This window comes from Pseudomonas sp. Irchel 3H7 (genome assembly GCF_900187605.1).
Classification (GTDB): domain Bacteria; phylum Pseudomonadota; class Gammaproteobacteria; order Pseudomonadales; family Pseudomonadaceae; genus Aquipseudomonas.
Map to the genome: position 1 here is coordinate 1 of NZ_FYEA01000015.1, position 26,945 is coordinate 26,945.

The following is a 26,945-nucleotide window of genomic DNA, read 5'->3' on the forward strand; positions in this document are numbered from 1 at the left end:
CATCCCGAACTCAGCAGTGAAACGATGCATCGCCGATGGTAGTGTGGGGTTTCCCCATGTGAGAGTAGGTCATCGTCAAGATTAAATTCCGAAACCCCAATTGCGAAAGCAGTTGGGGTTTTGTTTTGCCCGCAGGAAAGTTCTTACAGCATTCACGGACGCCGTCCGGCTGTCATACCCTGCCGACAATGCTAAGGTTCTGCCCTGGCTTTGTACTTCTCCAAGGAAACCCTTATGCCGGACGCCCAGTCCCTCAACGCTGCATTCATGGTGGTCCAGAGCAATAGCCTGGACGAGCTGCGCAGCCTTGTGATCAGCATAATGCGGCGCTATCCACTGGCCCCGCTGGAAAACGAAATCGCTCTGGTGCAGAGCAACGGTATTGCCCAGTGGCTCAAATTGGCTTTGGCTGAAGATCCAGAGGACGACGATCTCGGAGGTTGCGGCATTGCGGCGGCGATTGATGTGCAACTGCCGGGCAGTTTCATGTGGCAGCTTTATCGCATGGTATTAGGCCGAGATGAGATTCCTCCCAAATCCCTGCTCGATAAGGCCCCGCTGACCTGGCGTCTCATGCGCCTCCTCCCACAGGTCATTGATCGCCCGCATTTCGAGCCATTGCAACGCTTCCTTACCCACGACGCCGACCTGCGCAAACGCTATCAATTGTCCGAACGCCTGGCGGATCTGTTCGACCAATATCAGGTGTACCGGGCCGACTGGCTTGAAGACTGGGCCGAAGGTCGGCATCAACTGCGCAACGTCAGGGGAGAAGTAAAGCCACTGCCCCCGACCAGTTGTTGGCAGGCAGAACTGTGGCGTGCGCTGCTGGATGACGTGGGCGAGCAAGGTATGGCGCAGAGTCGTGCCGGCGTTCATCAACGCTTTATCGAACGCATCAACAACCTCACCGAAGCGCCTGCGGGATTGCCATCGCGAGTGATCGTTTTCGGGATTTCTTCACTGCCAGCCCAAGTGCTTGAGGCGCTGGCCGGGCTTGCGCGTTTCAGTCAGGTCCTGCTGTGTGTACACAACCCCTGCCGGCACCACTGGGCCGATATTGTCGCCGACAAAGATCTGCTGCGGCATCAATACAAACGGCAATCGCGCAAGACTGGAATGCCCGCAGTGCTGGACCCTGAAACGCTGCATCAACACGCCCATCCACTGTTGGCTGCGTGGGGCAAACAAGGCCGGGACTACATAAACCTGCTCGACAGCTATGACGATCCCAATAGCTATCGGGCGGCTTTTCGCGATGGCCGCATAGACCTGTTCAGCGAAACTCAACCACACAATCTGCTCAATCAACTACAGGACGATATCCTGGAGTTGCGCCCACTCAACGAAACACGTGAACATTGGCCTGCTGTCGATCTGGCAAAGGACGAGTCGATCCGTTTTCACATTGCCCACAGCGCTCAACGTGAAGTTGAAATACTGCACGACCAGCTTCTCGCGCGCTTTAGTGCCAACCCGCATCTGCGTCCGCGCGATGTGATCGTGATGGTGCCTGACGTCGATAGCTACGCACCGCATATCCGCGCAGTATTTGGTCAGCTTGATCGCCATGATCCGCGATTCATACCCTTCACATTGGCCGATCAGGGGCAGCGCGGCCGCGATCCACTGCTGATCGCAGTCGAACACCTGCTCAAGCTTCCCGACAGTCGTTTCCCGGTCAGTGAAATCCTCGACCTGCTCGACGTTCCCGCACTTCGCGCGCGTTTTGGTGTGGAAGAGCGCGACCTGCCAACACTGCACCGCTGGATCGAAGGTGCGGGCGTGCGCTGGGGCATGAACGCCGAGCAACGCGCGGGCCTGGGGTTACCCGACGAACTAGAGCAAAACAGCTGGCATTTTGGTCTGCGCCGCATGCTTCTCGGTTACGCCGTCGGCAGTGCCAATGCGTGTGAAGGAATTGAACCCTACGATGAGATCGGCGGACTCGACGCCGCACTCATCGGGCCGTTGGTGGCTTTGCTCGATGCCCTGGAACTTGCCCACCAACAGCTCACCCAACCCGCTCAACCCAAGGAGTGGGGATACCGTTTGCAGGCGCTGATGCAACTGTTCTTCAAGGCTAGTAACGAGCATGACGATTATTTGTTGACCCAACTCGAGGAACTGCGCGAAACCTGGCTGGAAACGTGTGAGGCCGTCGGTCTGACGGATGAGCTACCACTGACCGTGGTTCGTGAAGCCTGGCTCGCGGGGCTGGACCAAGGGCGATTGTCTCAGCGGTTTCTGGCTGGCGCCGTGAACTTCTGTACGCTGATGCCCATGCGTGCCATTCCGTTCAAACTGGTCTGCCTGCTGGGAATGAACGACGGCGACTATCCACGGGCGCAGCCGCCGCTGGACTTCGACCTCATGGGCAGCGACTACCGTCCGGGAGATCGTTCGCGGCGTGAAGATGACCGCTATCTTTTGCTCGAAGCACTTTTGTCAGCGCGCAATCAGCTGTACATCAGTTGGGTCGGCCGCAGCATTCGCGACAACAGTGAACGACCGGCTTCCGTGTTGATCGGCCAGTTGCGCGATCACCTCGCCAGCGGTTGGCGATTGCTCGACGAAAGCGGTGATCTGTTAAGTGCCATGACGCAAGAGCATCCGCTGCAACCGTTCAGTGCGCGCTATTTTCATGACGGCGATCAACTCTTCAGCTATGCCAGCGAATGGCAGGTTCTGCATCAACAGCATGAGCCTCAAAACGAAACTCAGCTACTTACCCCTTATGTGCAGGAGGAGCCGTTGAGCCTGGCTTTGTTGCAGGATTTTTTACGCAATCCGGTTCGGCATTTTTTCACCCAGCGCCTCAAGGTGTATTTCGAGGCTGCCGAAGCACCGCTGGCTGACGAAGAACCCTTCGTATTGGACGCATTGCAGCGCTATACGCTCAGCGACAGCCTGCTCGAAGCCGCTCTCAGGCAGCCGGACAATGTCGATCAGGCTTTGACTGCCCAGGCCCGCCGTCTGCAGAACAGCGGTCTGCTGCCAATGGCCGGCTTCGGCGAGTGCCTGCAACGAGAGCTGATCGAACCTTTGCCGGATTTGCTGCAGCGTTATCAACAATTGCTGACACTCTGGCCGACCCCTCTGAACAGTGCGATGCCGATCAATCTAGAGTTGCAGGGTTTGCGTCTTGAAGGCTGGCTTGCCGGTTTGCACCAGCGCACCGACGGTGGCCTGTTGTCGGTCACGACCATTCCCAACAGCATTGGCTCGATCAAAAGCCGCAAATGGCATCGCCTGACCAAGCCTTGGATCAATCATCTGGTGGCCTGCGCCAGTGGACTTTCGCTGACGACAGCATTGGTCGCCAGCGACGATACCTTGCTGCTTGAACCCATGGAGCCAGCACGGGCGATACGTTTTCTTGGCGACTTGCTCCTCGCCTGGCAGGCAGGCATGCGACAGCCACTGCCAATCGCGGTAAAAACCGCTTTTGCGTGGCTTTCCCAGACCGACCCTCTGAAGGCCGAAGCCGTGGCACGTAAAGCGTATGAAGGTGACGGGCAGACCAGCGAAGGTGAGCGCCGCGAGAGCCCGGCGTTGTCCCGGCAATACGCCGACTTCGATGCATTGCTGGAGGACGAAACATTCTCCGGTTGGTGCGACGCGTTGTATCGCCCTCTGTTTGAAGCGCCTTGGCGTTCGCTGTCCACCGAAGGGACTCGCGCATGAGTACAAAGACACCCCTCGCACTGGCCTTTCCCCTACAGGGCAGCCAGTTGATCGAAGCCAGTGCCGGTACCGGTAAAACCTTTACCATCTCGGCTTTGTATCTGCGGCTTATCCTCGGACATGGTGACGAGGCGAGTGGATTCGGCCGCGAATTGCTGCCACCACAGATTCTCGTGGTGACCTTCACCGATGCCGCGACCAAGGAGCTGCGTGAGCGCATACGTACGCGTCTGGCTGAGGCAGCTCGATTCTTTCGTGACGAAACGGCTGCGCCCGATGCATTGATCGCCGAATTGCGTGACCAATTCGACACCCAACAATGGCCCGGTTGTGCCAACCGCCTCGATGTCGCCGCGCAGTGGATGGACGAGGCCGCCGTCTCAACCATCCACAGTTGGTGTCAGCGCATGTTGCGTGAGCATGCGTTCGACAGCGGCAGCTTGTTCACCCAATCCCTGGAAACCGATCACAGCGACTTGCTCGGCGAAGTGCTGCGCGATTACTGGCGACTGTTCTGTTACCCGATGCAGGGCGATGCCTTGAATTGGGTTCGCAGCAATTGGGGGGGGCCGGCGGCGTTATTGCCTCGCGTGCGCGGGCTGTTCGCCAGTGAGCGTGACAGCGACGAGGGCAAGGCGCCTGCGGAGCTTATAGATGAGTGTCTGCAAGAACGCCGCGTGGCGTTGATCGAACTGAAAATGCCCTGGCGCCAGTGGGCAGACGAATTGCTCGCCATTTGCCAGCAAGGCGTCGCGAGCAAAACCGTCGACGGGCGCAAGATGCAGGCGCGTTACTTTGAGCCGTGGTTCGAAAAGCTCAAGGCATGGGCCGAAGACGAGACCTTGGAGCAACTGGATATCGGTACTGGTTTCACTCGACTGACCCCCGACGGGATGGCGGAAGCGTGGAAAGGCCAGGCTCCAGGTCACCCGGGTCTGGATGCCATGTCAAAGCTCAAGTCGAGCCTCGATGCATTGCCGACCCCCGATGCCGCTGTGTTGCAACATGCTGCCAAATGGGTCGGCGCACGCTTTGAAGAAGAGAAGCGGCGTCGCGCCGAGATGGGCTTTGACGACATGTTGTTGCGCCTTGATGCCGCTCTGCAATCCGACGGAGGCGAACGTCTTGCGACGTTGATTCGCGAGCAGTTCCCGGTCGCACTGATCGACGAATTCCAGGATACCGATCCGGTGCAGTATCGAATCTTCGAAAGCATCTATCGCATCGAAGAGAACAGTCCCGAGACCGGCCTGTTCCTGATCGGTGACCCGAAGCAGGCGATCTACGCTTTCCGCGGTGCAGACATCTACACCTACCTGCGCGCGCGTCAGGCCACCACTGGCCGACTGCATACACTGGGCACCAACTTCCGCTCCAGCCATGGCATGGTCAACGCGGTCAATCATGTATTCGAGCGCGCCGAGTCCCGAGAGCAGGGACGCGGCGCGTTTTTGTTCCGCGAGAAAAACGGCGACAACCCGGTGCCGTTCCTGCCCGTGGAATCTCAGGGCCGCAAGGAACGCCTGCAGGTTGCCGGGCAGGAAGTCGCAGCGTTGAATGTCTGGCACTTGTCCAGCGACCAGCCACTGTCCGGCGTGGTCTATCGCCAGCAATTGGCAGCGGCGTGCGCCAGCGAAATCACCGCGCTGCTCAATGGCGGACAAAGCGCTGACGCGGGGTTTGTTCAGGACGGCAAAGACTTCAGAGGTCTGAGGCCGTCCGACATTGCGATTCTCGTGCGCGACGGCAAAGAAGCCCAGGCCGTACGCGCTGAACTCGCCGCCCGAGGTGTGCGCAGCGTTTATCTGTCGGACAAGGATTCGGTATTCGCGGCTCAAGAAGCTCACGATCTGCTGTCCTGGCTCAAGGCCTGTGCCGAGCCGGATGTCGAGCGCTCCCTGAAAGCCGCATTGGCCTGTATCACCCTGAACCTGCCATTGGCCGAGCTGGAACGTCTGAACCAGGACGAACTGGTCTGGGAAACCCGGGTCATGCAGTTCCGTGGCTATCGCGAGCTATGGCGCAAGCAAGGTGTGCTGCCGATGTTGCGCCGCCTGCTGCACGACTTCCACCTGCCGCAAACCTTGATGAAACGCACCGATGGCGAGCGTGTACTGACCAACCTTTTGCACTTGTCGGAGTTGATGCAGCAAGCGGCTGCGGAACTGGACGGTGAACAAGCGCTGATTCGCCATCTGGCCGAATTGTTGGCAGTGTCCGGCCAGGCCGGCGAAGAGCAGATTCTGCGTCTGGAAAGTGATGAGCAACTGGTCAAGGTCGTGACCATCCACAAGTCCAAAGGCCTGGAGTATCCATTGGTGTTCTTGCCGTTCATTTGCTCGGCAAAACCCGTGGATGGCAGTCGCTTGCCACTGCATTATCACGACGCCGAGGGCAGGGCTCAGGTGAGCCTGAAACCAACTGCCGAGTTGGTAGCGCAAGCGGACGATGAGCGTCTGGCCGAAGACTTGCGCTTGCTCTACGTTGCGTTGACTCGCGCACAACATGCCTGCTGGTTAGGCGTGACGGATCTCAAACGGGGCAATAACAACAGCTCGGTGCTGCACCTGTCGGCGCTGGGTTATCTGCTTGGTGGTGGCGCATCGCTTGGCGAGTCCAGCGAACTGAAACGCTGGCTTCAAGACCTGCAACAGGATTGCCCGGCTATCCATATCGATGAAATGCCCCAACCCACCGACGAGCATTACCAGCCCCCGCGCAACGATGCCGTGCTGAGTGCGACACTGCTGCCCAAGCGCAAAGCCAGCGAAAACTGGTGGATCGCCTCCTACAGCGCTCTGCGCATCAGCGATGTGTTGAGTATCGGCAGCGATGAAGCACCGGACAGCCCGCAAGCGCAAAAGCTGTTTGATGACGAACGCCTTGATCCCGACGCGCCGCGCGACATCATTGCCGGCGGTGCCGATATCCACCGCTTCCCGCGCGGTCCCAATCCGGGAACGTTTCTTCACGGATTGCTGGAATGGGCCGGTGACGACGGCTTCGCCGTTTCCCGCGAAGCGCTGGAAGATGCGATTGCCCGGCGCTGCAATTTGCGCGGCTGGGAGGGCTGGATCAATACTCTGAGTGACTGGCTGCAACATTTACTGCAGTCGCCATTGCCGATTGCAGGTGGGCAGCCGCCAGTTGTTCTGGAGCAACTGAAGCAGTATCGGGTCGAGATGGAATTCTGGTTCGCCAGCCATAAGGTCGATGTAGTCAAACTCGACGAACTGGTGCGGCAGCACACTCACAGGGGCGTGGCCCGTGTGGCGGCAGAACCGGTGCAACTCAACGGCATGTTCAAAGGTTTTATCGACCTGACCTTCGAACACAATGGCCGTTACTACGTGGCCGACTACAAATCCAACTGGCTCGGCGTGGACGACCTGGCCTACACCGAGCAGGCCATGGAACAGTCGATCCTCGACAACCGTTATGACCTGCAATACGTGCTGTACCTGTTGGCGTTGCATCGCCAGCTCAAGGCACGACTGCCTGATTACGATTACGACCGGCATGTCGGCGGCGCGTTGTATCTGTTCCTGCGTGGCACACGTGCTGACAGTCGCGGGGTGTATTTCGCCCGGCCGCCACGTGAGCTGATCGAGCGTCTCGACCGAATGTTTCAAGGGAAACCTGAACCCAAGACCGAGCCCGCCTGGGAACAGGGAGTCCTGCTATGAGCCGCACCTTTGCCGATCTGCTCCCCACGCCGCTGGCAGCCGACAGCCTGTCGAGGCTTTCGCCGCTGACCAGCGCCGATGATCTGTTGATCTTGCTCACTCGTTGGGTCGAGCGTGGCTGGCTGCGTGCGCTGGACAAAGCATTCGTCGCGTTCCTTCACGAACTCGAGCGCGATACGGATCCGCTGGTGCTGCTCGCTGCCGCCCTGACCAGTCATCAACTTGGCCACGGTCATGTCTGTCTCGATCTGTACGAGACCCTGAAAGCTCCTGACTTCGCGCTGTCGCTGCCCCCCGAAGGAGACGTGCAAGGTGGTGTGTTGCTGCTGCCTTCGCAATTGCTCGAGGCGCTCGATGGCGCTCACTGGTGCAAGGTTCTGGCGAGCAGCTCCCTGGTCGCACTGGCGGCGGACACCCGTGATAGCGCAGAGCAACGCCCGCTGGTGCTGTCGGGCAAACGCCTGTATCTGCGACGCTACTGGACCTACGAACGGCGCATCGACACGGCGTTGCGCGAGCGTCTGCAACAAGTCGAGCCGACTCCGGACGATCTGCCGCAGCGGTTGAATGAGTTGTTCGGATCAGCGAGAACCGGTGAGGTGATCGACTGGCAGAAACTCGCCTGTGCCATCGCGACCCGTGGCGCCTTCAGCATCGTCACCGGCGGCCCGGGCACTGGCAAGACCACCACAGTGGTGCGGTTGCTGGCTCTGCTGCAAGCGCCGGCAGTCGCCACCGGTCATCCGCTGCGGATTCGTCTGGCGGCACCGACGGGAAAGGCTGCGGCGCGGCTGACCGAGTCCATCAGCCAACAAGTGCAGTCGCTGAAAGTCAGCGAAGAGGTGCGGGCGAAGATCCCTTGCGACGTCACCACCGTGCACCGTCTGCTGGGCAGTCGTCCCGGCACCCGGCACTTTCGGCATCATGCAGGCAATCGCCTGCCATTGGATGTGCTGGTGGTCGACGAAGCTTCGATGATCGACCTGGAAATGATGGCCAATCTGCTCGATGCCTTGCCAGCCCATGCACGACTGGTGTTGCTCGGTGACAAGGATCAATTGGCTTCTGTTGAGGCCGGCGCAGTGCTAGGCGATTTGTGCCGGGATGCCGAGGGTGGCTGGTACAACCCGCAGACCCGACAGTGGCTGGAATCGGTCAGCGGTGAGTCGCTGCAGGACAGTGGCTTGCATGAAGACGTCGAGGGTGCTCACCCGCTGGCCCAGCAAGTGGTCATGCTGCGTCACTCCCGGCGTTTCGGCGAGGGCAGCGGGATCGGTCAGCTCGCGCGTCGGGTCAATCAGCAGCTGCCGGATGAAGCGCGTCAGTTGCTCGCGGCCGGGCACTATGACGATGTGTATTCGTTGCCGCTCAAGGGCGAACAGGATCATAAACTGGAGCGCCTGTTGCTGGAGGGGCACGGCGACGGCCCGCAGGGTTACCGCCATTATCTGAGTGTTCTGCGTGATCAGCGTCCACCGTCGGGCAGACCCCTCGAACATCCGGACTGGATTATTTGGGCCCGCGAAGTCTTGCAGGCGTTCGATACATTTCAGCTGTTGTGTGCAGTGCGCAAAGGGCCATGGGGCGTTGAAGGTCTGAATCAACGGATCACCGCCGCGCTGCTGAGGGCCCGTCTGATCGAAAGCGATCAGCAATGGTACGAAGGTCGGCCAGTCCTGATGACTCGCAACGATTACGGTCTGGGCTTGATGAACGGCGACATCGGGATCGCCCTCAAGCTGCCCGAGCGCGAAGGACCCGACGCGGGCAAACCGGTGTTACGCGTGGCGTTCCCGCGCAACGATGGCCAGGGCGGCGTGCGTTTCGTATTGCCCAGCCGGCTCAATGACGTCGAAACCGTCTACGCCATGACGGTGCACAAGTCCCAGGGCTCGGAGTTTGCCCACACCGCGCTGATCCTGCCCGACGCCTTGAACCCGGTATTGACCAAAGAATTGATCTACACCGGCATCACCCGGGCCAAGCATTGGTTCACCCTGATTGAATCCCGGCCGGGGGTATTTGAGGAAGCGGTGCAGCGAAAGGTCAAACGCCTGAGCGGGCTGATGCTGGAACTGGAGGAAGGGGGCGTGCCCGCGAGGTGAGAATCCCGACGATGGGTGGCGATTACTGACCAACCGGTCAGTGGTCACTGTCTCGCTGGTGTTTCACTGCTGTGCTATCGTTGCGGCATCATTTCGCTACGATCCAAGAGAATCCCTGCATGAAGGTGTCTGTCTGGGCGACAGGGCGCGTAGTTGTCTGCAAGCACGCGTTGCTTGTCGGTCTGCTCTGGTTGTTGACGGGGGCGGCTGTCGCACAGTCGCAAGCGCCGACGGGCATGGCCGAACAACGGGCCAAATCTGTCACTCAGGTCGTTCTTGGCATTCTCAGCTACGCGCGCTGGCCGGTGGAGCCGGCGCAATTGCGCCTGTGCATCGTCGGCCCCACCGAATACACCGACGACTTGGTCAAAGGCACCACGCAAGCCACTGGCCGGCCGGTCACCGTACGTCGCCTGCTGGCCGACAACCCGGCGATCGTCAGCGAATGCGATGCGGTGTACATCGGCAAACTTACGGCGGATGAACGCACTCGTTTGTTCGCTTCGCTGATTGGTCATCCAGTACTGAGCATCAGCGAAGGTGGCGATCAATGCACGGTCGGTAGCCTGTTCTGTCTGCGCGTTGGCGATGAGCAAGTGTCCTTCGAGGTCAATCTCGACTCCGTTGCCCGCAGCGGCGTGCGCATTCACCCCAGCGTGCTGCAGCTGTCGCGTCGCAAACCGGCGGCACCATGAACCTGTTCAGATCGAATAGCCGCCCAACGCTGGGTTCGGTCATTGGCCGAGGGCATTTGACGGTCGCACTGGTGGGCGTGGCGATGGCCAGTGTTTCGCTGACGTTGCTCGGCGTACTGGCGTTACGGGTTTATGCCGATCACAACCTGCATTTGATCGCCCGTTCGATCAGCTACACCGTGGAAGCCGCAGTAGTGTTCAACGACAAGACGGCCGCCAACGAATCGCTGGCGCTGATTGCTTCTGCCGAAGAGGTCGCTGATGCCCAGGTACTGGACAGCCAGGGACAACTGCTCGCGCATTGGCAACGCCCGGAAAACGGTTTGTTCTCTGAGCTGGAAATGCAGATCACCCGCGCCGTCCTGGAAAAACCCATCAGCCTGCCGATCGAGCATCAGGACCGTGAAATCGGTCGTGTACTGCTCACCGGTCATGGCGGCAGCCTGATGCGTTTTCTGCTCAGCGGTCTGGCAGGAATCATCCTCTGTACCGCGATCAGCGCCTGGGTCGCGCTCTACTTGGCGCGGCTCCAGTTACGCGGAATCACCGGCCCCTTGCGCAGCTTGGCCGCCGTGGCCCACGCCGCACGCAGCGAACGAGCGCTGGACCGCCGTGTACCACCGGCGCAGATCGCTGAGCTGGACAACCTCGGCAATGACTTCAACGCCTTGCTCGACGAACTGGAGTCGTGGCAAACCCATCTGCAAAACGAAAACGAAACCCTCGCTCACCAGGCCAGTCACGACAGCCTGACCGGTCTGCCAAACCGAGCGTTTTTCGAAGGACGCTTGATCCGCGCGTTGCGCAATGCCAGCAAACACGATGAGCGCGTTGCCGTGTTGTTTCTCGACAGCGACCGCTTCAAAGGCATCAATGACAACTTCGGCCACGCCGCCGGTGATGCGGTGCTGGTGGCGGTGGCCAATCGCGTTCGTGCGCAGTTGCGCGAAGAAGATCTGGTGGCGCGGCTGGGTGGCGACGAGTTCGCCGTGCTGCTCACGCCGCTGCACAAGGTCGAAGATGCCGAGCGTATTGCCGACAAGATTCTCGCCAGCATGGACATGCCCATCGCGCTGCCGGGCGACACCAGTGTGGTGACCTCGCTCAGTATCGGCATTGCGGTTTTTCCCGATCATGGCGCTACGCCCGGGGCCTTGCTTGATGCTGCCGACGCGGCGATGTATCAAGCCAAGCGCCTGTCGCGCGGCGCCCAATTCACGGCCGGGGCGGAGCACCCGGTCGATTCCGTTCAAACCAGGAGCTGACTCTCGTGTTCACACTGTCGATTCGATCTTTTTACGCTGTGCTGTTGATCGCCGTTCTGGCCCTGACCGGTTGCCAGACAGCGCCGCAAAAAGGCCTGACCCCGGCGCAAGTCGCGGTCCTCAAGCAACAGGGCTTTGAGCTGACCGACGAGGGCTGGGAGTTTGGCCTGTCCGGCAAAGTGCTGTTTGGCAGCGACGTCGAAAGCCTGAATACGCAAAGCACCGAGATCGTCGAACGCATCGGCAAGGCATTGCTGGGTGTCGGCATCGAGCGCGTGCGCGTCGATGGTCATACCGACGCATCAGGCAAGGAAACCTACAACCAGCAACTGTCGCTGCGCCGTGCCAAGAGTGTCGCCAGCGTGCTGGGCACGGTCGGCATGAAACAAGAGAACATCCAGTTGCAGGGCTTGGGCAGCAAAGAGCCGGTAGCGTCCAATGATACGGCGGCCGGTCGCACGGAAAATCGCCGGGTCTCGATTGTGGTCAGCGCCGACTAGTCGGCGAACTGCATTTCGCGCGTCTTGCCCATCAACAGATCCTGATTTCGCTCAGTCACCTCACGGATGTAGTCCCACAACAGGGTGATCCGTTTCAGCTTGCGCAGATCCTCCCGGCAGTACATCCAGAACTGCCGGGTGATGTCGATTTCCTCCGGCAGTACCGGCAGCAGGCGCGGATCCTGAGCGGCGAGGAAGCACGGCAGAATCGCTAGAGAACGCCCTTGCTGCGCGGCGACAAACTGTGCGATCACGCTGGTGCTGCGCAAGTTGGCGCTGGCACCGGGCAGCACATTCGCCAGGTAGAGCAGCTCCGAGCTGAACGCCAGGTCATCCACATAACTGATGAATTGATGCTTGCCCAAGTCTGCCGGGCGGCGGATCGGTGGGTGTTGGTCCAGATAGTCCTGGGTTGCGTAGAGCTGCAAACGGTAGTCGCATAATTTGCAGCAGACGTACGGTCCATGCTCCGGGCGTTCCAGAGCAATGACGATATCGGCCTCGCGCTTGGACAGGCTGATGAAGTGCGGCAGCGGCAGGATGTCCACCGAGATCGCCGGGTAGGCGTCGACGAAATGGCTCAGCTGCGGGGTGATGAAAAAACTGCCGAAGCCTTCGGTGCAACCCATGCGCACATGCCCAGACAACGCTACACCGGAGCCTGACACCTGCTCGCAGGCCATGTGCAATGTGCTTTCGATCGACTCGGCATAACCGAGCAAACGCTGGCCTTCGGTGGTCAGGACGAAGCCGCTGGTTCGCGACTTCTCGAACAGCAAAGTGCCCAATGCCGCTTCCAGCGAACTGATCCGCCGCGACACGGTGGTGTAGTCGACAGCCAGCCGTTTGGCGGCGGTACTGGCCTTGCGGGTGCGGGCGACTTCGAGGAAAAACTTGAGGTCGTCCCAGTTCAGCGAGCCTAGCGAGGTGATGTTTTTTTGCATGATGGACGGGCTTATATGTGCGTTCTTATTAGAAGTTTGCACATCTATACTCCAAAAACAGTCCGACAACCAATTCGTGACACACGCCTCATCTCAAGGCGAACCTTTCGCCTTGGCTCCTACGATAAAAACAAGTTTCGGAGACCAGCATGAACGCATCGCTTACGCCCAACGAAACCACGGTCCAGAAGGTCAAGCTGCTGATCAATGGCGAATGGGTCGAGTCGCAGACCACCGAGTGGCACGACATCGTCAACCCGGCGACCCAGCAAGTGCTGGCCAAAGTGCCGTTTGCCACTGCCGCAGAAGTGGATGCCGCCGTCAGCGCTGCACAGCGCGCCTTCCAGACCTGGAAACTGACCCCGATCGGCGCGCGGATGCGCATCATGCTCAAGCTGCAAGCGCTGATTCGCGAACACTCCAAACGCATTGCCGTGGTCCTGAGCGCCGAGCAGGGCAAAACCATTGCCGACGCCGAGGGCGATATTTTCCGTGGCCTGGAAGTGGTCGAGCACGCTTGCTCGATCGGCAGCCTGCAAATGGGCGAGTTCGCCGAGAACGTCGCCGGCGGTGTCGATACCTACACCCTGCGCCAGCCAATCGGAGTGTGCGCCGGCATCACGCCGTTCAACTTCCCGGCGATGATTCCGCTGTGGATGTTCCCGATGGCCATCGCTTGCGGCAACACCTTCGTCTTGAAGCCATCGGAACAGGATCCGCTGTCGACCATGTTGTTGGTCGAGCTGGCGATTGAGGCCGGCGTTCCGGCGGGCGTGTTGAACGTGGTTCATGGCGGTAAAGATGTGGTCGATGGCCTGTGCACGCACAAGGACATCAAAGCCGTGTCCTTCGTCGGTTCGACCGCTGTCGGTACCCACGTTTACGACTTGGCCGGCAAGCACGGCAAACGCGTGCAATCGATGATGGGCGCGAAGAACCACGCCGTGGTGCTGGCCGACGCCAATCGCGAGCAAGCGCTGAATGCGCTGGTCGGCGCCGGTTTCGGTGCGGCCGGGCAACGTTGCATGGCCACCTCGGTGGTGGTGCTGGTCGGCGCGGCGAAACAATGGTTGCCGGATCTGAAAGCGCTGGCGCAGAAACTCACCGTCAACGCCGGCAGCGAGCCGGGCACCGATGTCGGTCCGGTGATCTCGAAAAAAGCCAAGGCGCGGATTCTCGACCTGATCGAAAGCGGCATCAAAGAAGGCGCCAAGCTCGAACTGGACGGTCGCGACATCAAGGTGCCGGGTTACGAGCAAGGCAACTTTGTCGGCCCGACCCTGTTCTCGGGCGTGACCACCGACATGCAGATCTACACCCAGGAAATCTTCGGCCCGGTGCTGGTGGTGCTGGAAGTCGACACCCTCGATCAGGCGATTGCGCTGGTCAACGCCAACCCGTTCGGCAATGGCACGGGTCTGTTCACCCAGAGCGGTGCGGCGGCGCGTAAATTCCAGACCGAAATCGACGTCGGTCAGGTCGGTATCAACATCCCGATTCCAGTGCCGGTGCCGTTCTTCAGCTTCACCGGTTCGCGCGGTTCGAAACTCGGCGACCTCGGCCCGTACGGCAAGCAAGTGGTGCAGTTCTACACGCAGACCAAAACGGTCACGGCGCGCTGGTTCGATGACGACAGCGTCAACGACGGCGTGAACACCACCATCAACCTGCGCTGAGGAACGGCCATGAAAATCGCATTTATCGGTCTGGGTAACATGGGCGCGCCGATGGCGCGCAACCTGATCAAGGCCGGCCATTCGCTGAGTCTGGTCGACCTGAACAAAACCGTGCTGGCGGAGCTGGAGCAACTGGGCGGGACCATTCGCGCTTCGGCGCGTGAAGCGGCCGAGGATGCCGAACTGGTGATCACCATGCTGCCGGCCGCGGTGCATGTGCGCAGTGTCTGGCTCGGTGAGGACGGTGTGCTGGCTGGTATTCGCCAAGGTGTGCCGGCAGTGGATTGCAGCACCATTGATCCGCAGACGGCCCGCGATGTGGCAGCGGCTGCGGCGAAACAAGGCGTGGCCATGGCCGATGCGCCGGTGTCCGGTGGCACTGGCGGTGCAACGGCGGGGACGCTGACCTTCATGGTCGGCGCCACTCCGGAACTGTTCGCCACCCTGCAACCGGTGCTGGCGCAAATGGGCCGCAACATTGTGCATTGCGGTGAAGTCGGCACCGGGCAGATCGCCAAGATCTGCAACAACCTGCTGCTGGCGATTTCGATGGTCGGCGTCAGCGAGGCGATGGCGCTGGGCGATGCACTGGGCATCGACACGACTGTGCTGGCCGGGATTATCAACAGTTCGACCGGGCGCTGCTGGAGTTCGGAAATGTACAACCCGTGGCCGGGCATCGTCGAAACAGCGCCGGCTTCGCGCGGTTATACCGGTGGATTTGGTGCGGAACTGATGCTCAAGGATTTGGGGCTGGCGACCGAAGCGGCGCGTCAGGCGCACCAACCGGTGGTGCTCGGCGCGGTGGCGCAGCAGTTGTATCAGGCGATGAGTCAGCGTGGGGATGGCGGCAAAGATTTCTCGGCGATCATCAACAGCTATCGCAAGCCTGCAATAGAAGGACAGCGCTGAACAAACTGTGAGAGCGAGCCTGCTCGCGATGACGGCGGTGGCTTCAACGAGGAAGTGACTGAACGTGCGCTTTCGCGAGCAGACTCGCTCCCACAGGGGAGTTGCGTGTATCAGACATTGTTTGCCGGGAAATCACGTCGGGTGATCTCCCGGCTTTTTTGCATCAGGCAAACACGAAATATTTGCGCACAGTCTCAACCACTTCCCACGTACCTTTCATGCCCGGTTCAACCACAAAAATATCGCCGGCACGCAAATGGATCGGCGCCATGCCGTCCGGGGTGATCACGCAGTAGCCTTCCTGGAAATGGCAGTACTCCCACTTCACATAATCAACGCGCCACTTGCCTGGTGTGCAGATCCACGTGCCCATGATCTTGCTGCCGTCTTCGCTGGTGTAGGCGTTGAGGTTAACGGTGTGCGGGTCGCCTTCGAGTTTTTCCCATTTGCAGGCATCGAGTACCGGCAGCGGATGGGTGTCGCGCAGAACAGTGATAGGGGCAGTCGCGGTCATGAGGACTCCGGGCAGTGGGCTTGAGAAATGAACTCGCACCCTATAGCGCCCGGTCAGTGCTCAGTTGTCTGGGGTCGACATCGAACTGCTCAGAAACGCGCGCAGGCTCAGAGTTTTTCCAGCGGGCATTCGGCTCGGGCCTGTTCGAGGCTGGATTCGAATACCTCCAGTTGCGCGAATTGCCGGGTGAGTTCGGCCAGGGTGTTGCTGATTTCGCGTTTCTTCGCTTCGATAGCCTGCTGCGCACGTGCCCAAGGCATTGCCTCACCCTGATGGTCGGCGAAAATCACCTGCAATTCCTTGAGACGAAAACCCATGTCTTTGGCGCATTTGATGAACACCAGCAACTCGACGGTCTGCTGATCGTAGAGGCGGTAATTGCCCTGCCGCCGGGGCTTGGGCAGCAGGCCGATCGATTCGTAATGCCGGATGCTTTTAATGGTGGTGCCGGAGCGTTGCGCGGCTTGGCCGATGTACATAAAAGTCCTTTTTCAGTGGGAAACAGCGCGCAGCATTATCAGCAGAGTCAGTGAGCGGCGATAGCCTGTGCCTGCCGTAGCCAAGTTTTTCGCTGGTGGTCACTTGAGCCAAGAACCGGGCCAAACGTCAGGGTGCGCAACGGTTTGATCCCGCAGAATTCCAGCGTGGTCTTGCGTACCTGATGCAGACCGGGCATGCGATAAAACCAGCGGTAGTACCAGGGCGGCGTGTCCATGGTCACCAGTAAATGCGCGGTGCGCCCCTTCAGCAGCTTATCGGGGAAGGCTTTGCCTTTACGGTATTTGAAGGCGAAACCGGGCAGGAATACTCGGTCAAAAAAGCCTTTGAGCAACGCCGGAATGCCACCCCACCAGATCGGGTAAACCAGCGTCAGGTGTTCGGCCCAAAGGATGTCGGACTGCGCCACGCTCAAGGCCTCTTCCAGCGCCTGGATCTGTCGATAACCTTCGCGCAGCACCGGGTCAAAATCCAGTTCGCCGAGGCGTAACTGACGAACTTCGTGGCCGGCGTCGATCGCTGACTGGACGTAACGCTCGGCCAGTGCGGCGCAGAAACTGGCGCCGGATGGATGGCCGAGAATCAGCAGAATGCGTTTGCCCATCGTCGTTGTCCGTGCTGAAGAAAAGCCTAGGATGAAGTCTGCCCCTTAGGGGAGAGTCAAGGCGTGCAGCAGGGCTTTGGCGTAACCGGGCAGGGCGGTGAAATCCTTGGCGCACAGCATCAACGTGCGGCGCGCCCAGGGTTCGTTCAATGTCACGCTGTTGAATGAGCGCTGCCCCGCGCGTTCGACGGCGGCCAGCGGCACGATGGCCAGCCCGGCGCCACGGCCGACCATGCGCATTACGCCATCGAAACCGTCGGCACGGATACGCACCTGCATTCGCGCGCCGCTGTGCAGGGCTTGTTCCTCCAGGTAAATCGCCAGAGCGCTGTCGGCGCTGAGTCCTACGAAGTCATGGTGCAAAGCGTCGCTGAAACTGACCTCAGTGGCGTCAGACAATGGGTGGTCGAGAGGCAGAATCAGCACCAGCGGATCGTCGCGAAATGGCTGGGTATGCAGGTCGCTGGTGTCCACTGCGTCGGACACAATCCCTAAATCCGCCGCACCCTGACGCAAGGCGTGGGTGATGCGCGCGCTGGGCAGTTCCTGCAAGTCGATGTCGAGATTGGGATGATCGCGCAGGAAGTCCGCGAGTACTTCCGGCAGGTATTCGGTGATCGCCGTGGTGTTGCATAGCAAGCGCACCTGACCTTTGACACCTTGGGCATAGTCGGCCAGATCCTGCTGCAGGCGTTCGGCTTGTTGCAGAAGGATGCGCGCGTGTTGGGCCAGCGCCTTTCCGGCCGGCGTCGGTGTGACGCCGCGTCGGCCGCGTTCGAGGAAATCGGTGCCGAGTGAGGCTTCCATGGCGCGGATTCTGGCGCTGGCGGCTGCCAGCGAGAGATGGCTGCGGGCGGCGCCGGCGGTGATGTTGCCGGTGTCGAGGATGTGCAGGTAGAGGCGCAGGTCGGTGAGGTCGAAGTGCATGATTGGCAGCCTCTGGTTTTTGTGGTGTCTGGGCTGGCCCCATCGCTGACAAGCCAGCTCCCACAGGTTTCAGTGTTGATCTCAAAATGTGTGAACAACAAAAAAAACTGTGGGAGCTGGCTTGCCAGCGATGAGGCCAACAGCTTCAAAAAAATATCAGCCTCTTGTCAGGAGAGAGGCAGCCTCAGTATATGGCAGATTTTCAGCCAACCCTGACTGGCGCAGAGTAGCGCCATGCACACACTCACAGATTTCTACCAACACCTCGGCCTGGCCCTGTCTATGCTGGTCATCATGACCTTCATCCTCGCCGGCCTGATCAAAGGCGTGATCGGCCTCGGCCTGCCGACCGTTGCCATGGGGCTGCTCGGTCTGGCTATGGCGCCGTCGCAGGCAGCCGCGTTGCTGATCATCCCGGCCACCCTGACCAATGTCTGGCAACTGGCATTCGGCGGTCATCTGAAAGGATTGATCAAACGCCTGTGGCCGATGCTGCTGATGATCTTCTTCGGCACCGCAATCGGCACGTTATCGATCGGCATGGCGGGCGGGCATTGGCTGGTGCGCGGGTTGGGCGCGGCGCTGTTGCTCTATGCGTTGAGTGGCTTGTTTCTGCCAACACTGCGCATCCAGCCGCGTCATGAAACCTGGCTCGGCCCGGCGTGCGGTTTGATCACCGGCGTCATCACCTCGGCCACCGGCGTCTTCGTGATTCCGGCGGTGCCATACCTGCAAGCGCTTGGCTTGAATCGCGATCAACTGGTGCAGGCGCTGGGCCTGTCATTCACCGTTTCAACGTTGGCATTGGCCGCTGGATTGCTCTGGCGTGGCGCGCTCGGTGGCGGCGAACTAAGCGCTTCGCTGCTGGCGCTGATCCCGGCCATTCTCGGCATGTTGCTTGGTCAATGGCTGCGCGAACGCATCAGCGCCGTGCTGTTCAAGCGGGTGTTCTTTATCGGTCTGGGCGCGCTCGGCGCCCATTTGTTGATCAGCGGTTAGCCGAGGCTTCGCTGAGCATCTCGATCTGGCGGATATCAAAATCACGCTCCAGATAATCCATGCGCCGTTCAAAAAACGCCTTCATGTGCGGCAGATTCGAATGCACATCCAGATGCGCTTGCGACGCCCAGATCTCGTAGAAGATAAACAGCGACGGATCTTCCTTGTCGCGCAGCATGTGGTACTCGATGCAGCCCGGCTCGGCGCGACTTGGCTCAACGTAGGCGCGAAACAGCGCCTCGAAGGCCTCGGCTTTTTCCGGGCGGGTCTTGGCGTGCAGGATAAAACCCTGGCGTTCACTCATCGCGGCAACTCCTCAAATTCTGATGGCCGCAAATGCTATGGCAACAATCGGCATTCGATTCGTGCTTTTTAATCAAATGTATTTTGCGCAAAACCGGCTTATTCCGCGCGAGGCGGATCGTTAATCTGCCGCCATTCCCATTTCTCTTCTCCACCCAGCCCAATGGCTGCGCCGAGGCTTTCTCATGAAAAAAGTGCTGTTGCTCAATGGCGGTAAAAAATTCGCTCACTCCGACGGTCGCTACAACACCACCCTGCACGAGGCTGCACTGAGCGTGCTGGATCGCGGCGGTGTCGACGTCAAAACCACCTTCATCGACGAGGGCTACGACGCTGCCGAAGAGGTGGCGAAATTTCTCTGGGCCGACGTGATCATTTATCAGATGCCAGGCTGGTGGATGGGCGCACCCTGGACGGTGAAAAAGTACCTCGACGAAGTCTTCACCGAAGGCCACGGCAGCCTCTACGCCAGCGATGGCCGCACCCGTTCCGACGCGTCGCAGAAGTACGGCAGTGGCGGTCTGATTCAGGGCAAGCAATACATGCTGTCGCTGACCTGGAACGCACCGCAGCAAGCCTTCGATGACCCGACTGATTTCTTTGAAGCCAAAGGCGTGGATGCGGTGTACTTCCCGTTTCACAAGGCCAATGAGTTTCTGGGCATGACCGGTTTGCCGACGTTCCTCTGTGTCGACGTGATGAAACGCCCGAACATCGAGGCTGATGTGGCGCGCTATGAACAGCATCTGACCGAGGTGTTTGGTCTCAAGGCCTGAATGGTTTCGGGCTACTATCGGTGGTAACAGCAAAAGATCGCAGCCTGCGGCAGCTCCTACAGCGCGTTGCAGTCATCTGCGATCTTGGCGATTTCAAAGAGGACACCCGTGAAAGCCAGATCCGATGAGTTGCAGATTTTCGTCTGCGTGATCGAATGCGGTTCGATTTCCGCCGCCGCCGAACAGGTCGGGCAGACGCCGTCGGCGGTCAGTCGCACGTTGTCGAAGCTGGAAGCCAAGCTCGATACCACGCTGATCAACCGCACCACGCGGCGCATGGACCTGACCGAGGAGGGCAAGTATTTCTTCGAGCAGGCCAAGCTGATTCTCGATCAAATGGATCAACTCGAAGAACGCCTGTCCTCGCGCCAGCAAACCCCGTCCGGGCGCTTGCGGATCAATGCCGCATCGCCGTTCATGCTCCACGCGGTGGTCCCGTATATCGACGAATTCCGCCGCCTCTATCCGGACATCCAGCTCGAACTCAACAGCAACGACCTGATCATTGACCTGCTGGAACAAAGCACCGACGTCGCCATCCGCATCGGCACTCTCGCCGATTCGACGCTGCACGCGCGCTCGCTCGGCTGCAGTCCGCTGCTGATCGTCGCCAGCCCGGCCTATCTGGAAAAGCACGGCGCGCCGCAGCAAGTCGCCGACCTGAGCGAACACACCTTGCTCGGCTTCACCCAGAACGAAGGCCTCAACCAATGGCCGCTGCGCTACGTGCACGGTGACCGCTGGCCAATCACCCCAGCGATCAGCGCCTCCAGCGGCGAGACCGTGCGCCACCTGGCGCTGGAAGGGCAGGGCATCGCCTGTCTGTCGCACTTCATGACCATCGACGACATCCGTGCCGGGCGCCTGAAAGTATTGCTTGGCGAATTCAACAGCGGTTATCGCCAACCGATCAACGCCGTGTACTACCGTAACTCGCAACTGGCGCTGCGCATTCAGTGCTTCCTCGATTTTATCCAGAGCAAACTCGCCGCCTACGCCAGCGCTGATTTCAAGGGCTGATTCGTGACCTCTGCGCAAGAGTGAATTGGGCAGGGGCGGGTTTTTCCCTCCGGCTCACGGGCAGATACTCGTCCCATCACTTACTCACGCAGGGAGTTTCTCCATGAACGTATTCGTCACCGGCGCTGCCGGTTTTATCGGCGGCTCGATCGCTACCGGTCTGGTCAAGGCCGGGCATAAAGTCACAGGCCTGGTGCGCAGCGCCGAACAGGCTGAAGAGCTGAAAGCGCTCGGCATCACCGCGGTCATCGGCACTCTCGATGACAAAGCCCTGCTCGCCGAACAGGCCCGCGTCGCTGATGCGGTGATCAACGCCGCCAGCAGCGATCATCGCGGCGCCGTCGAAGCGTTGCTCGATGCCTTGCGCGGTTCCAACAAAGTGTTCCTGCACACCAGCGGTTCGAGCATCGTTGGTGATGCGTCGGGCGGCAAATCCAGTGACGTCATCTACTACGAAGACAACCTGCCAGAGCCGACCGTCGACAAAGCCGCGCGTGTGGCCATCGACAACCTTATTCTCGCGGCGGCAAAGGACGGCGTGAATTCCGCCGTCATCTGCAACACGCTGATTTACGGCCACAGCCTGGGCGTCAATCGTGACAGCGTGCAATTACCGCGACTGCTCAAACAAGCACGCAAAAGCGGCGTAGTGCGCCACGTCGGCACCGGCCAGAACATCTGGTCCAACGTGCACATTGAAGACGTCGTCGCCCTGTACTTGCTGGCGCTGACCAAGAACGTCCCGGGCACTTTCTACTTCGTCGAGAGCGGCGAAGCGTCGTTTATCGACATGACCACCGCCATGGCCGAAGCCCTGAACCTGGGTCAACCGCAGGACTGGCCGCTGAAAGACGCCGAAGCCGAGTGGGGCTACGAAATGGCCAACTACGGCCTTGGCTCCAACAGCCGAGTGCGCGGCAAACACGCCCGCGAACTGCTGGGTTGGGTGCCAAAGCGCACCTCGGTGGTTGAATGGATTCGTAACGAAATGGTGTGAGTTCACCCCTTCCGAGTGATCACCCCCGAAACCTGTGGGAGCTGGCTTGCCAGCGATAGCGGCCAACCATTCAACGCGCATGTTGAATGAAAAAACCGCTTCGCCAGCACGCTCGCTCCCGCAGGTTTTTTCAGGTCTACGGCTGTCCCGGAAAACCATGGCACGGCAGATCGCATTTAATTTTTAGGTCAACCTGAACCGTTTTAGCCGGAAATTTCCTATTAGGCTGTCATCCGGCTAAACAGCTCGGCGCCCCTCGCGTCGCCCTCTGGATAGCCACATCAACGGGCTGTAACGGCATGAAGCCGGTTCTGCAGCTCAATGCTTGTGGAGTTTTTATGCAAAAGGATTTTGCGATGACAGCACGCTACTGATGCCTTTTCGTAAAGGTGTATCCCGGGCGGACAGATTCACTTCGCCTTCTCGCGGTTAATGGCTGTCGACCATTGCTGCCGCACCTCCTTCAAACAGTCCCGCCTGCGCTTCGCGTGTTCAGGGCGTGGGTAACGTCATCACTGAAATTGGCAAAAACAAGGAATAGTTATGATCATTTTGGGTGTTACCAACAACGATTTATCGGGAGCTTGCCTGGTGCGCGACGGCCTGATTCTTTCAGCGGTCAGCGAGGAGCGCTTCACTCGTATCAAGGACCACAAGATCTGGCCCGCCCAGTCCATTGAGTTCGTCTTGAGCCATGCGGGTTTGTCTCTGGAAGATGTCGACTATGTCGCCTATGGATGGAACGCCGGATTCAGTGCCGACAAGCACCTTGAGTTGTATTTCGATCGCATTGTTGAGGAGGTCAGGACCAACCCTCAAGGCCTGATGCAATTCCGCCAACGGGTTACCGATGAGGTCAGGAACGATAAAGAGAAACGCGCCGAATTTGACCAGTTCATCGCGGCCAATGGTTTGCTGGGCAAGGCGTACTACATCGATCACCATGAATGCCATGCCCTCGGTGCCTACGTCTGTTCGCCGTTCGATGAAGCGCTGACGTTGACCTGTGACGGGCGCGGCGACTTCCAGTCGCTGACCGTGACCTGGTACAGCCCGACTGAAACCACCGTGTTGCAACGGGAAACCAGCATCGACAGCCTGGGATATTTTTACGGGCGGATCACCCATTTGCTCGGTTACAAGCCGAACCGCCATGAAGGCAAGGTCACGGGCCTGGCAGCCTTCGGCGATCCGCAGAAACTGCTGGGGGTGATGCAGCAGATGATCCGTTTCGAGGACGGGCGTATCAAAGCGTATTGCGGCGATCTGTTCCTGCCGTCCTACAACAATTACAGCGATCCGCTGCAAGCGCTGTTCGCTGAGGAAACCCCCGAGGACATCGCGGCCGCCGTACAACGGCATAGCGAAGACTTGCTGGTCGCGGTGGTCACCCATCATCTGGAACAACGCGGCAGTAGCAATCTGTGTCTGGCCGGCGGCGTGTTTGGCAACGTGAAGCTCAATCAGCGCCTGCGCGAGATTGCCAACGTCAAGAATGTCTATGTGTTGCCTTGCATGGGCGATGGTGGCCTGGCATTGGCGGCAGCGGTCGGTGCCGCTTATCTGCAAAACGGCACGCGTTTCAAGACCCCGACCATGGCGCTCGGTCCGGAGTCGCGCAGCGTTTCGCAGAACATCAATCTGATCCATCGCGACTACCCGGAACTGGGTTACCACACGCCTGCCAACCTCATCGAGGTGCTCACCGAGGCGCTGCTGGAAAATCAGGTGCTGGGTATGTTCAAAGGCAAGATGGAATTCGGTCCGCGCTCGCTGTGCAATCGCAGCATCGTCTATCACGCCCAGGATGCCGAGGTTAACGACTGGCTCAACAAACGCATGCACCGCACCGAGTTCATGCCCTTCGGGCCGGTCACTGCGATTGAACAGGCCGCCGCCTGCTACGTCGGTTGGGACGAGGAGCAAGTGGCGGCAGACACCATGACCATGACCTACGATTGTCATCCAGCGTTCATCGAGGTGAGCCCGGCGGTGGTGCACATCGATGGCACCGCACGGCCGCAGATCATTCGCCCGCAAGCCGACCCGTTCATGCACCGTCTGCTGAATGCCTGGCACGCGAGGACCGGTCAGGCAGCGTTGATCAACACCTCGTTCAACCGTCACGAAGAGCCCATCGTGTGTTCTTCTCAGGATGCCCTGGATGCCTTGAAAGAAGGCATGGTCGATCTGGTGGTCATGAGCGAATCGCTGATCGTCTGGCGCAAGGGCAAAAACAGCTTCACCCAAACACGCTTCGAGTAATGAAGTGATGTGGGGCAGGGCTCCGCTGGAGCCCTGTTTTGGCGTATCGAGCGTATGGATGTCGAATGTATCTAATCTTCTTCGGATTCTTTGCGGCAGAAGGGATCATCTATCCGTTCTGGCCAACCTGGCTTGATTCACTGGGCTTGAGCGCCAGTCAGATCGGCCTGCTGATTGCGGCGGCGTACTGGCCACAGGTGTTCAGCGGGGTGTTTATCACCTACGTGGCCGACTGGCGCGTAGACCAACTGCGTCTGGCGGCATTTCTCGGGTTCTCGGCGGCGTTGTGCACCGCACTGTTTTATTTCGTGCCGGTGCATTTGTGGCTGTTTGTCGGACTGAGCATTCTGTTTGGCGGGCTGTGGATGGTGGTGTTGCCCTTGTCCGAGGCCTATCTGCTCAAGCGCGATAAACAGGCGCTGCAGAACTATGGCTGGGTACGGGCGGTGGGGTCTTCCGCGTTTATTCTGACCTCGACCCTGGGCGGTTTTCTGTTTGCCCAGTACAGCCAGTCATGGGTGCCGATCGTGGTTGCCGCGTGCATGTTGTTTACCGCCATAGCCTGTCTGCGCTTGAAACACCAGGTCTCGCGCACGCAAGCGGAACCGCTCAGGCGCGCAATCAAACGGCCGGACTGGAAGGCGTTGCTGGCGCAAAAAAGTCTGTTGATCGCGATTGCCGCCGCCAGTTTCATTCAACTGAGTCACACTCTGTATTTCTCTACCGCGTCGATCGGCTGGGGCGTGAAGGGCTACTCTTCTTCGGCCATCGGGATGTTCTGGTCGGTGGCGGTCATTGCCGAAATCAGCTATTTCGCCCTGTCCAACAAAGTCCTGTCGTGGTGCTCGCCGTTATCCATCGTGATGTTTTCCAGCATCTGTGCCGCGGCGCGCTGGGCGCTGTTTTCCAATAGCGATGCGCTGCCAGTGATCGTGCTCGGGCAGTGCCTGCATGCGTTGAGTTTTGCCGCGTATCACGCGGCGATCATGCGCTTTATTCGCGATCACGCGCCGCAGGATATTCAGGTCTTTACTCAAGGCGTTTATTACTCCCTGGCGGTGGCCTTGCCTATGGGGCTGGCGACGCCCTTCGCCGGGTATTTGTACGAAACTCACCCGCAGTGGTCCTATTACGTGATGGCGCTGTTTGCCCTGGTGGGCACAATGCTGGCATTTCTCGCTCATTTGAAAATGCGAAGTTCAACTCATGACACAACGAACCTTTACCGCCGTCTGCTTTGATATGGACGGCGTGCTGATCCAGTCTCGCGAGGTCATTGAAGCGGCCTGGACCACAGTCGCGCGCCAGTACGGCATCAAAGTCGACCAGGCGTTTATCCACGAGCACATTCACGGGCGCCCGGGCGGCTACACGCTACAGGCCTTGTTCGGGCAGTTTGACGAGCAGGAACGGGTGGTAATCAAGCAAAAGGTCGATACCCTTGAAGAGCTTTCCGACTGTTCGCTGGTGCCGGGCGTCGCGGCATTTATCACGCTGCTCAAGGATTGCGCGGTGCCCCTGGCCCTGGTCACCAGCAGCTGGCGGGCACGTGTCGAGCATGTTCTGCAGCAACACCATCTGACGTCGGTCTTTGACTGCATCATTTGCCGAGACGACGTACGCAGTGGCAAACCGGCCCCCGATCCCTATCGCCTGGCGGCGGCTCAATTGGCGCGTCAGAGCGATGAATGTCTGGTCTTCGAGGACTCCGTCAGCGGCGTGCAATCGGCGATCAGCAGCGGCGCCTTGTGTATCGGCATTGGCGATGACCCAACCCTGACCGCGCACGGTGCGCTGTGTGCGTATGCCGATTTCACCGCACTCGCGATCTCGCGGACAGAGGCGGGGCCACACGCTTACACCGAGGGCGGCCTGCGCATCAGTGGACACATTGCACAGAGGTTCGCCCGACCATGACCCAGACCCTGCAACACGCTCGCGTTCTTTGGGAATTCCTTGGCGCCAGGCGCACGCACAATCAGTGTGAACTGATCGTGGTCTGCGGCTCCTACGACCTCAGAGTCTGCGATTACGCCTGCCAATTGCTGAGCAAAGGCGTTGCCGAGCATCTGCTGTTCACCGGCAATACCGGCAACTGGACCAAGCATTTGTGGGACCGCAGCGAAGCCGATATTTTTGCTCAGCGGGCCATGGCGCTGGGCGTCAGGCCGGATCAGTTCACCCTGGAATCGCGCGCCACCAACTTTGCTGAAAACATTGCCTTTGCCAAGGCGCTGTTTCCCGACGTGCGTCGAGCGACCTTTCTGACCAAACCGAATTCGATCCGCCGCGTGGCATTGACCTTGCCCGTTCAATGGCCCGAAGTTGAAGCTTGGGTTGACGCGCCGTCGTTCAGTTTTCCTGACGAGATCAGCAATCTGATCGGGGTCTTGGGAGTGATCGACGAAATGGTCGGCGATGTGCACCGGATCATGGTTTACCCTTCGCTGGGTTTTCAGGCCCCGCAGGTGATTCCCGAAGCGGTTGAGGCGGCCTGGCGATACCTGATAGAACAAGGCTTCGATCACCATTTGATCAAGGGCAGACATTGATACCAGTCTGCCGCCGGGAG

At 59.5% G+C, this 26,945-nt stretch carries 22 protein-coding genes; 16 read left to right on the plus strand and 6 right to left on the minus strand.

From position 1 onward, the window contains the following. Positions 1–234: 234 nt before the first annotated feature. The 6 genes from recC (at position 235) to CKW38_RS25540 (ending at position 11,938) form a co-directional block, all read left to right on the plus strand. Positions 235–3,687, plus strand: a complete 3,453-nt coding sequence (recC, locus tag CKW38_RS25515) for an exodeoxyribonuclease V subunit gamma (protein WP_095114171.1) — start codon at positions 235–237, stop codon at positions 3,685–3,687. Further along, positions 3,684–7,373: an exodeoxyribonuclease V subunit beta gene (gene recB, locus CKW38_RS25520; RefSeq protein ID WP_095114172.1), complete on the plus strand. Its 3,690-nt coding sequence runs from the start codon at positions 3,684–3,686 to the stop codon at positions 7,371–7,373. The genes recC and recB overlap by 4 nt, the downstream gene beginning before the upstream one ends. Further along, positions 7,370–9,478 carry an exodeoxyribonuclease V subunit alpha gene (gene recD / locus CKW38_RS25525; protein WP_095114173.1) on the plus strand — a complete coding sequence of 703 codons (2,109 nt, stop codon included), beginning with the start codon at positions 7,370–7,372 and terminating at the stop codon, positions 9,476–9,478. The genes recB and recD overlap by 4 nt, the downstream gene beginning before the upstream one ends. 119 nt (positions 9,479–9,597) lie before the next feature. Then, positions 9,598–10,173 (plus strand): YfiR family protein, encoded by a 576-nt coding sequence (locus tag CKW38_RS25530; protein ID WP_007911622.1) that lies wholly within the window; start codon positions 9,598–9,600, stop codon positions 10,171–10,173. Then, entirely contained in the window at positions 10,170–11,438 is a 1,269-nt protein-coding gene (locus CKW38_RS25535) for a diguanylate cyclase domain-containing protein (protein ID WP_095114174.1), read from the plus strand. The genes CKW38_RS25530 and CKW38_RS25535 overlap by 4 nt, the downstream gene beginning before the upstream one ends. Before the next feature lie 5 nt (positions 11,439–11,443). Continuing rightward, entirely contained in the window at positions 11,444–11,938 is a 495-nt protein-coding gene (locus tag CKW38_RS25540) for an OmpA family protein (protein WP_095114175.1), read from the plus strand. On the opposite strand, the gene CKW38_RS25545 is transcribed toward CKW38_RS25540, so the two are convergent. Next, a complete protein-coding gene (locus tag CKW38_RS25545) occupies positions 11,935–12,882 on the minus strand; it encodes a LysR family transcriptional regulator (protein WP_095114176.1) in 948 nt (315 codons plus the stop codon). The genes CKW38_RS25540 and CKW38_RS25545 overlap by 4 nt on opposite strands. A gap of 149 nt (positions 12,883–13,031) precedes the next feature. On the opposite strand from CKW38_RS25545, the gene CKW38_RS25550 reads away from it, so the two are divergent. Beyond that, on the plus strand, positions 13,032–14,558 hold the full coding sequence (locus CKW38_RS25550) for a CoA-acylating methylmalonate-semialdehyde dehydrogenase (RefSeq protein WP_095114177.1): 1,527 nt from the start codon (positions 13,032–13,034) through the stop codon (positions 14,556–14,558). Between the two features lie 9 nt (positions 14,559–14,567). Further along, positions 14,568–15,470 carry a 3-hydroxyisobutyrate dehydrogenase gene (gene mmsB / locus CKW38_RS25555; protein ID WP_095114178.1) on the plus strand — a complete coding sequence of 301 codons (903 nt, stop codon included), beginning with the start codon at positions 14,568–14,570 and terminating at the stop codon, positions 15,468–15,470. A 163-nt stretch (positions 15,471–15,633) separates the two neighbouring features. Here mmsB and CKW38_RS25560 read toward each other — a convergent pair whose 3' ends face one another. The 4 genes from CKW38_RS25560 to CKW38_RS25575 all read right to left on the minus strand — a co-directional run bounded on the left by CKW38_RS25560 (position 15,634) and on the right by CKW38_RS25575 (position 18,013). Continuing rightward, positions 15,634–15,984, minus strand: a complete 351-nt coding sequence (locus tag CKW38_RS25560; RefSeq protein ID WP_016770579.1) for a cupin domain-containing protein — start codon at positions 15,982–15,984, stop codon at positions 15,634–15,636. A gap of 107 nt (positions 15,985–16,091) precedes the next feature. Beyond that, complete coding sequence (locus CKW38_RS25565; RefSeq protein WP_038357439.1) at positions 16,092–16,463, minus strand: MerR family transcriptional regulator; 372 nt, start codon at positions 16,461–16,463, stop codon at positions 16,092–16,094. Between the two features lie 47 nt (positions 16,464–16,510). Next, positions 16,511–17,086: an NAD(P)H-dependent oxidoreductase gene (locus CKW38_RS25570; protein WP_095114179.1), complete on the minus strand. Its 576-nt coding sequence runs from the start codon at positions 17,084–17,086 to the stop codon at positions 16,511–16,513. Between the two features lie 45 nt (positions 17,087–17,131). Beyond that, the gene (locus CKW38_RS25575) at positions 17,132–18,013 is read right to left on the minus strand and encodes a LysR substrate-binding domain-containing protein (RefSeq protein ID WP_095114180.1); all 882 of its coding nucleotides are present in this window, start codon (positions 18,011–18,013) and stop codon (positions 17,132–17,134) included. Between the two features lie 234 nt (positions 18,014–18,247). On the opposite strand from CKW38_RS25575, the gene CKW38_RS25580 reads away from it, so the two are divergent. Then, complete coding sequence (locus tag CKW38_RS25580) at positions 18,248–19,012, plus strand: sulfite exporter TauE/SafE family protein (protein ID WP_095114181.1); 765 nt, start codon at positions 18,248–18,250, stop codon at positions 19,010–19,012. Here the strand turns inward: CKW38_RS25580 and CKW38_RS25585 are convergent. Continuing rightward, the gene (locus CKW38_RS25585) at positions 19,002–19,316 is read right to left on the minus strand and encodes a putative quinol monooxygenase (protein ID WP_095114182.1); all 315 of its coding nucleotides are present in this window, start codon (positions 19,314–19,316) and stop codon (positions 19,002–19,004) included. The two genes, CKW38_RS25580 and CKW38_RS25585, sit on opposite strands and share 11 nt — an antisense overlap. 184 nt (positions 19,317–19,500) lie before the next feature. On the opposite strand from CKW38_RS25585, the gene CKW38_RS25590 reads away from it, so the two are divergent. The 7 genes from CKW38_RS25590 to CKW38_RS25620 all read left to right on the plus strand — a co-directional run bounded on the left by CKW38_RS25590 (position 19,501) and on the right by CKW38_RS25620 (position 26,925). Beyond that, entirely contained in the window at positions 19,501–20,091 is a 591-nt protein-coding gene (locus CKW38_RS25590; protein WP_095114183.1) for an NAD(P)H-dependent oxidoreductase, read from the plus strand. 108 nt (positions 20,092–20,199) lie between these two features. Then, positions 20,200–21,111 (plus strand): LysR family transcriptional regulator, encoded by a 912-nt coding sequence (locus CKW38_RS25595; RefSeq protein ID WP_095114184.1) that lies wholly within the window; start codon positions 20,200–20,202, stop codon positions 21,109–21,111. A 103-nt stretch (positions 21,112–21,214) separates the two neighbouring features. Further along, positions 21,215–22,108: an NAD-dependent epimerase/dehydratase family protein gene (locus tag CKW38_RS25600; RefSeq protein WP_095114185.1), complete on the plus strand. Its 894-nt coding sequence runs from the start codon at positions 21,215–21,217 to the stop codon at positions 22,106–22,108. A gap of 543 nt (positions 22,109–22,651) precedes the next feature. After that, entirely contained in the window at positions 22,652–24,373 is a 1,722-nt protein-coding gene (locus CKW38_RS25605; RefSeq protein WP_095114186.1) for a carbamoyltransferase C-terminal domain-containing protein, read from the plus strand. A gap of 65 nt (positions 24,374–24,438) precedes the next feature. Beyond that, positions 24,439–25,614, plus strand: a complete 1,176-nt coding sequence (locus CKW38_RS25610) for an MFS transporter (RefSeq protein ID WP_095114187.1) — start codon at positions 24,439–24,441, stop codon at positions 25,612–25,614. Further along, positions 25,580–26,290 carry an HAD family phosphatase gene (locus tag CKW38_RS25615; RefSeq protein WP_095114188.1) on the plus strand — a complete coding sequence of 237 codons (711 nt, stop codon included), beginning with the start codon at positions 25,580–25,582 and terminating at the stop codon, positions 26,288–26,290. Before CKW38_RS25610 ends, CKW38_RS25615 begins: the two co-directional genes overlap by 35 nt. After that, positions 26,287–26,925: a YdcF family protein gene (locus CKW38_RS25620; RefSeq protein ID WP_095114189.1), complete on the plus strand. Its 639-nt coding sequence runs from the start codon at positions 26,287–26,289 to the stop codon at positions 26,923–26,925. Before CKW38_RS25615 ends, CKW38_RS25620 begins: the two co-directional genes overlap by 4 nt. Positions 26,926–26,945 lie beyond the last annotated feature (20 nt).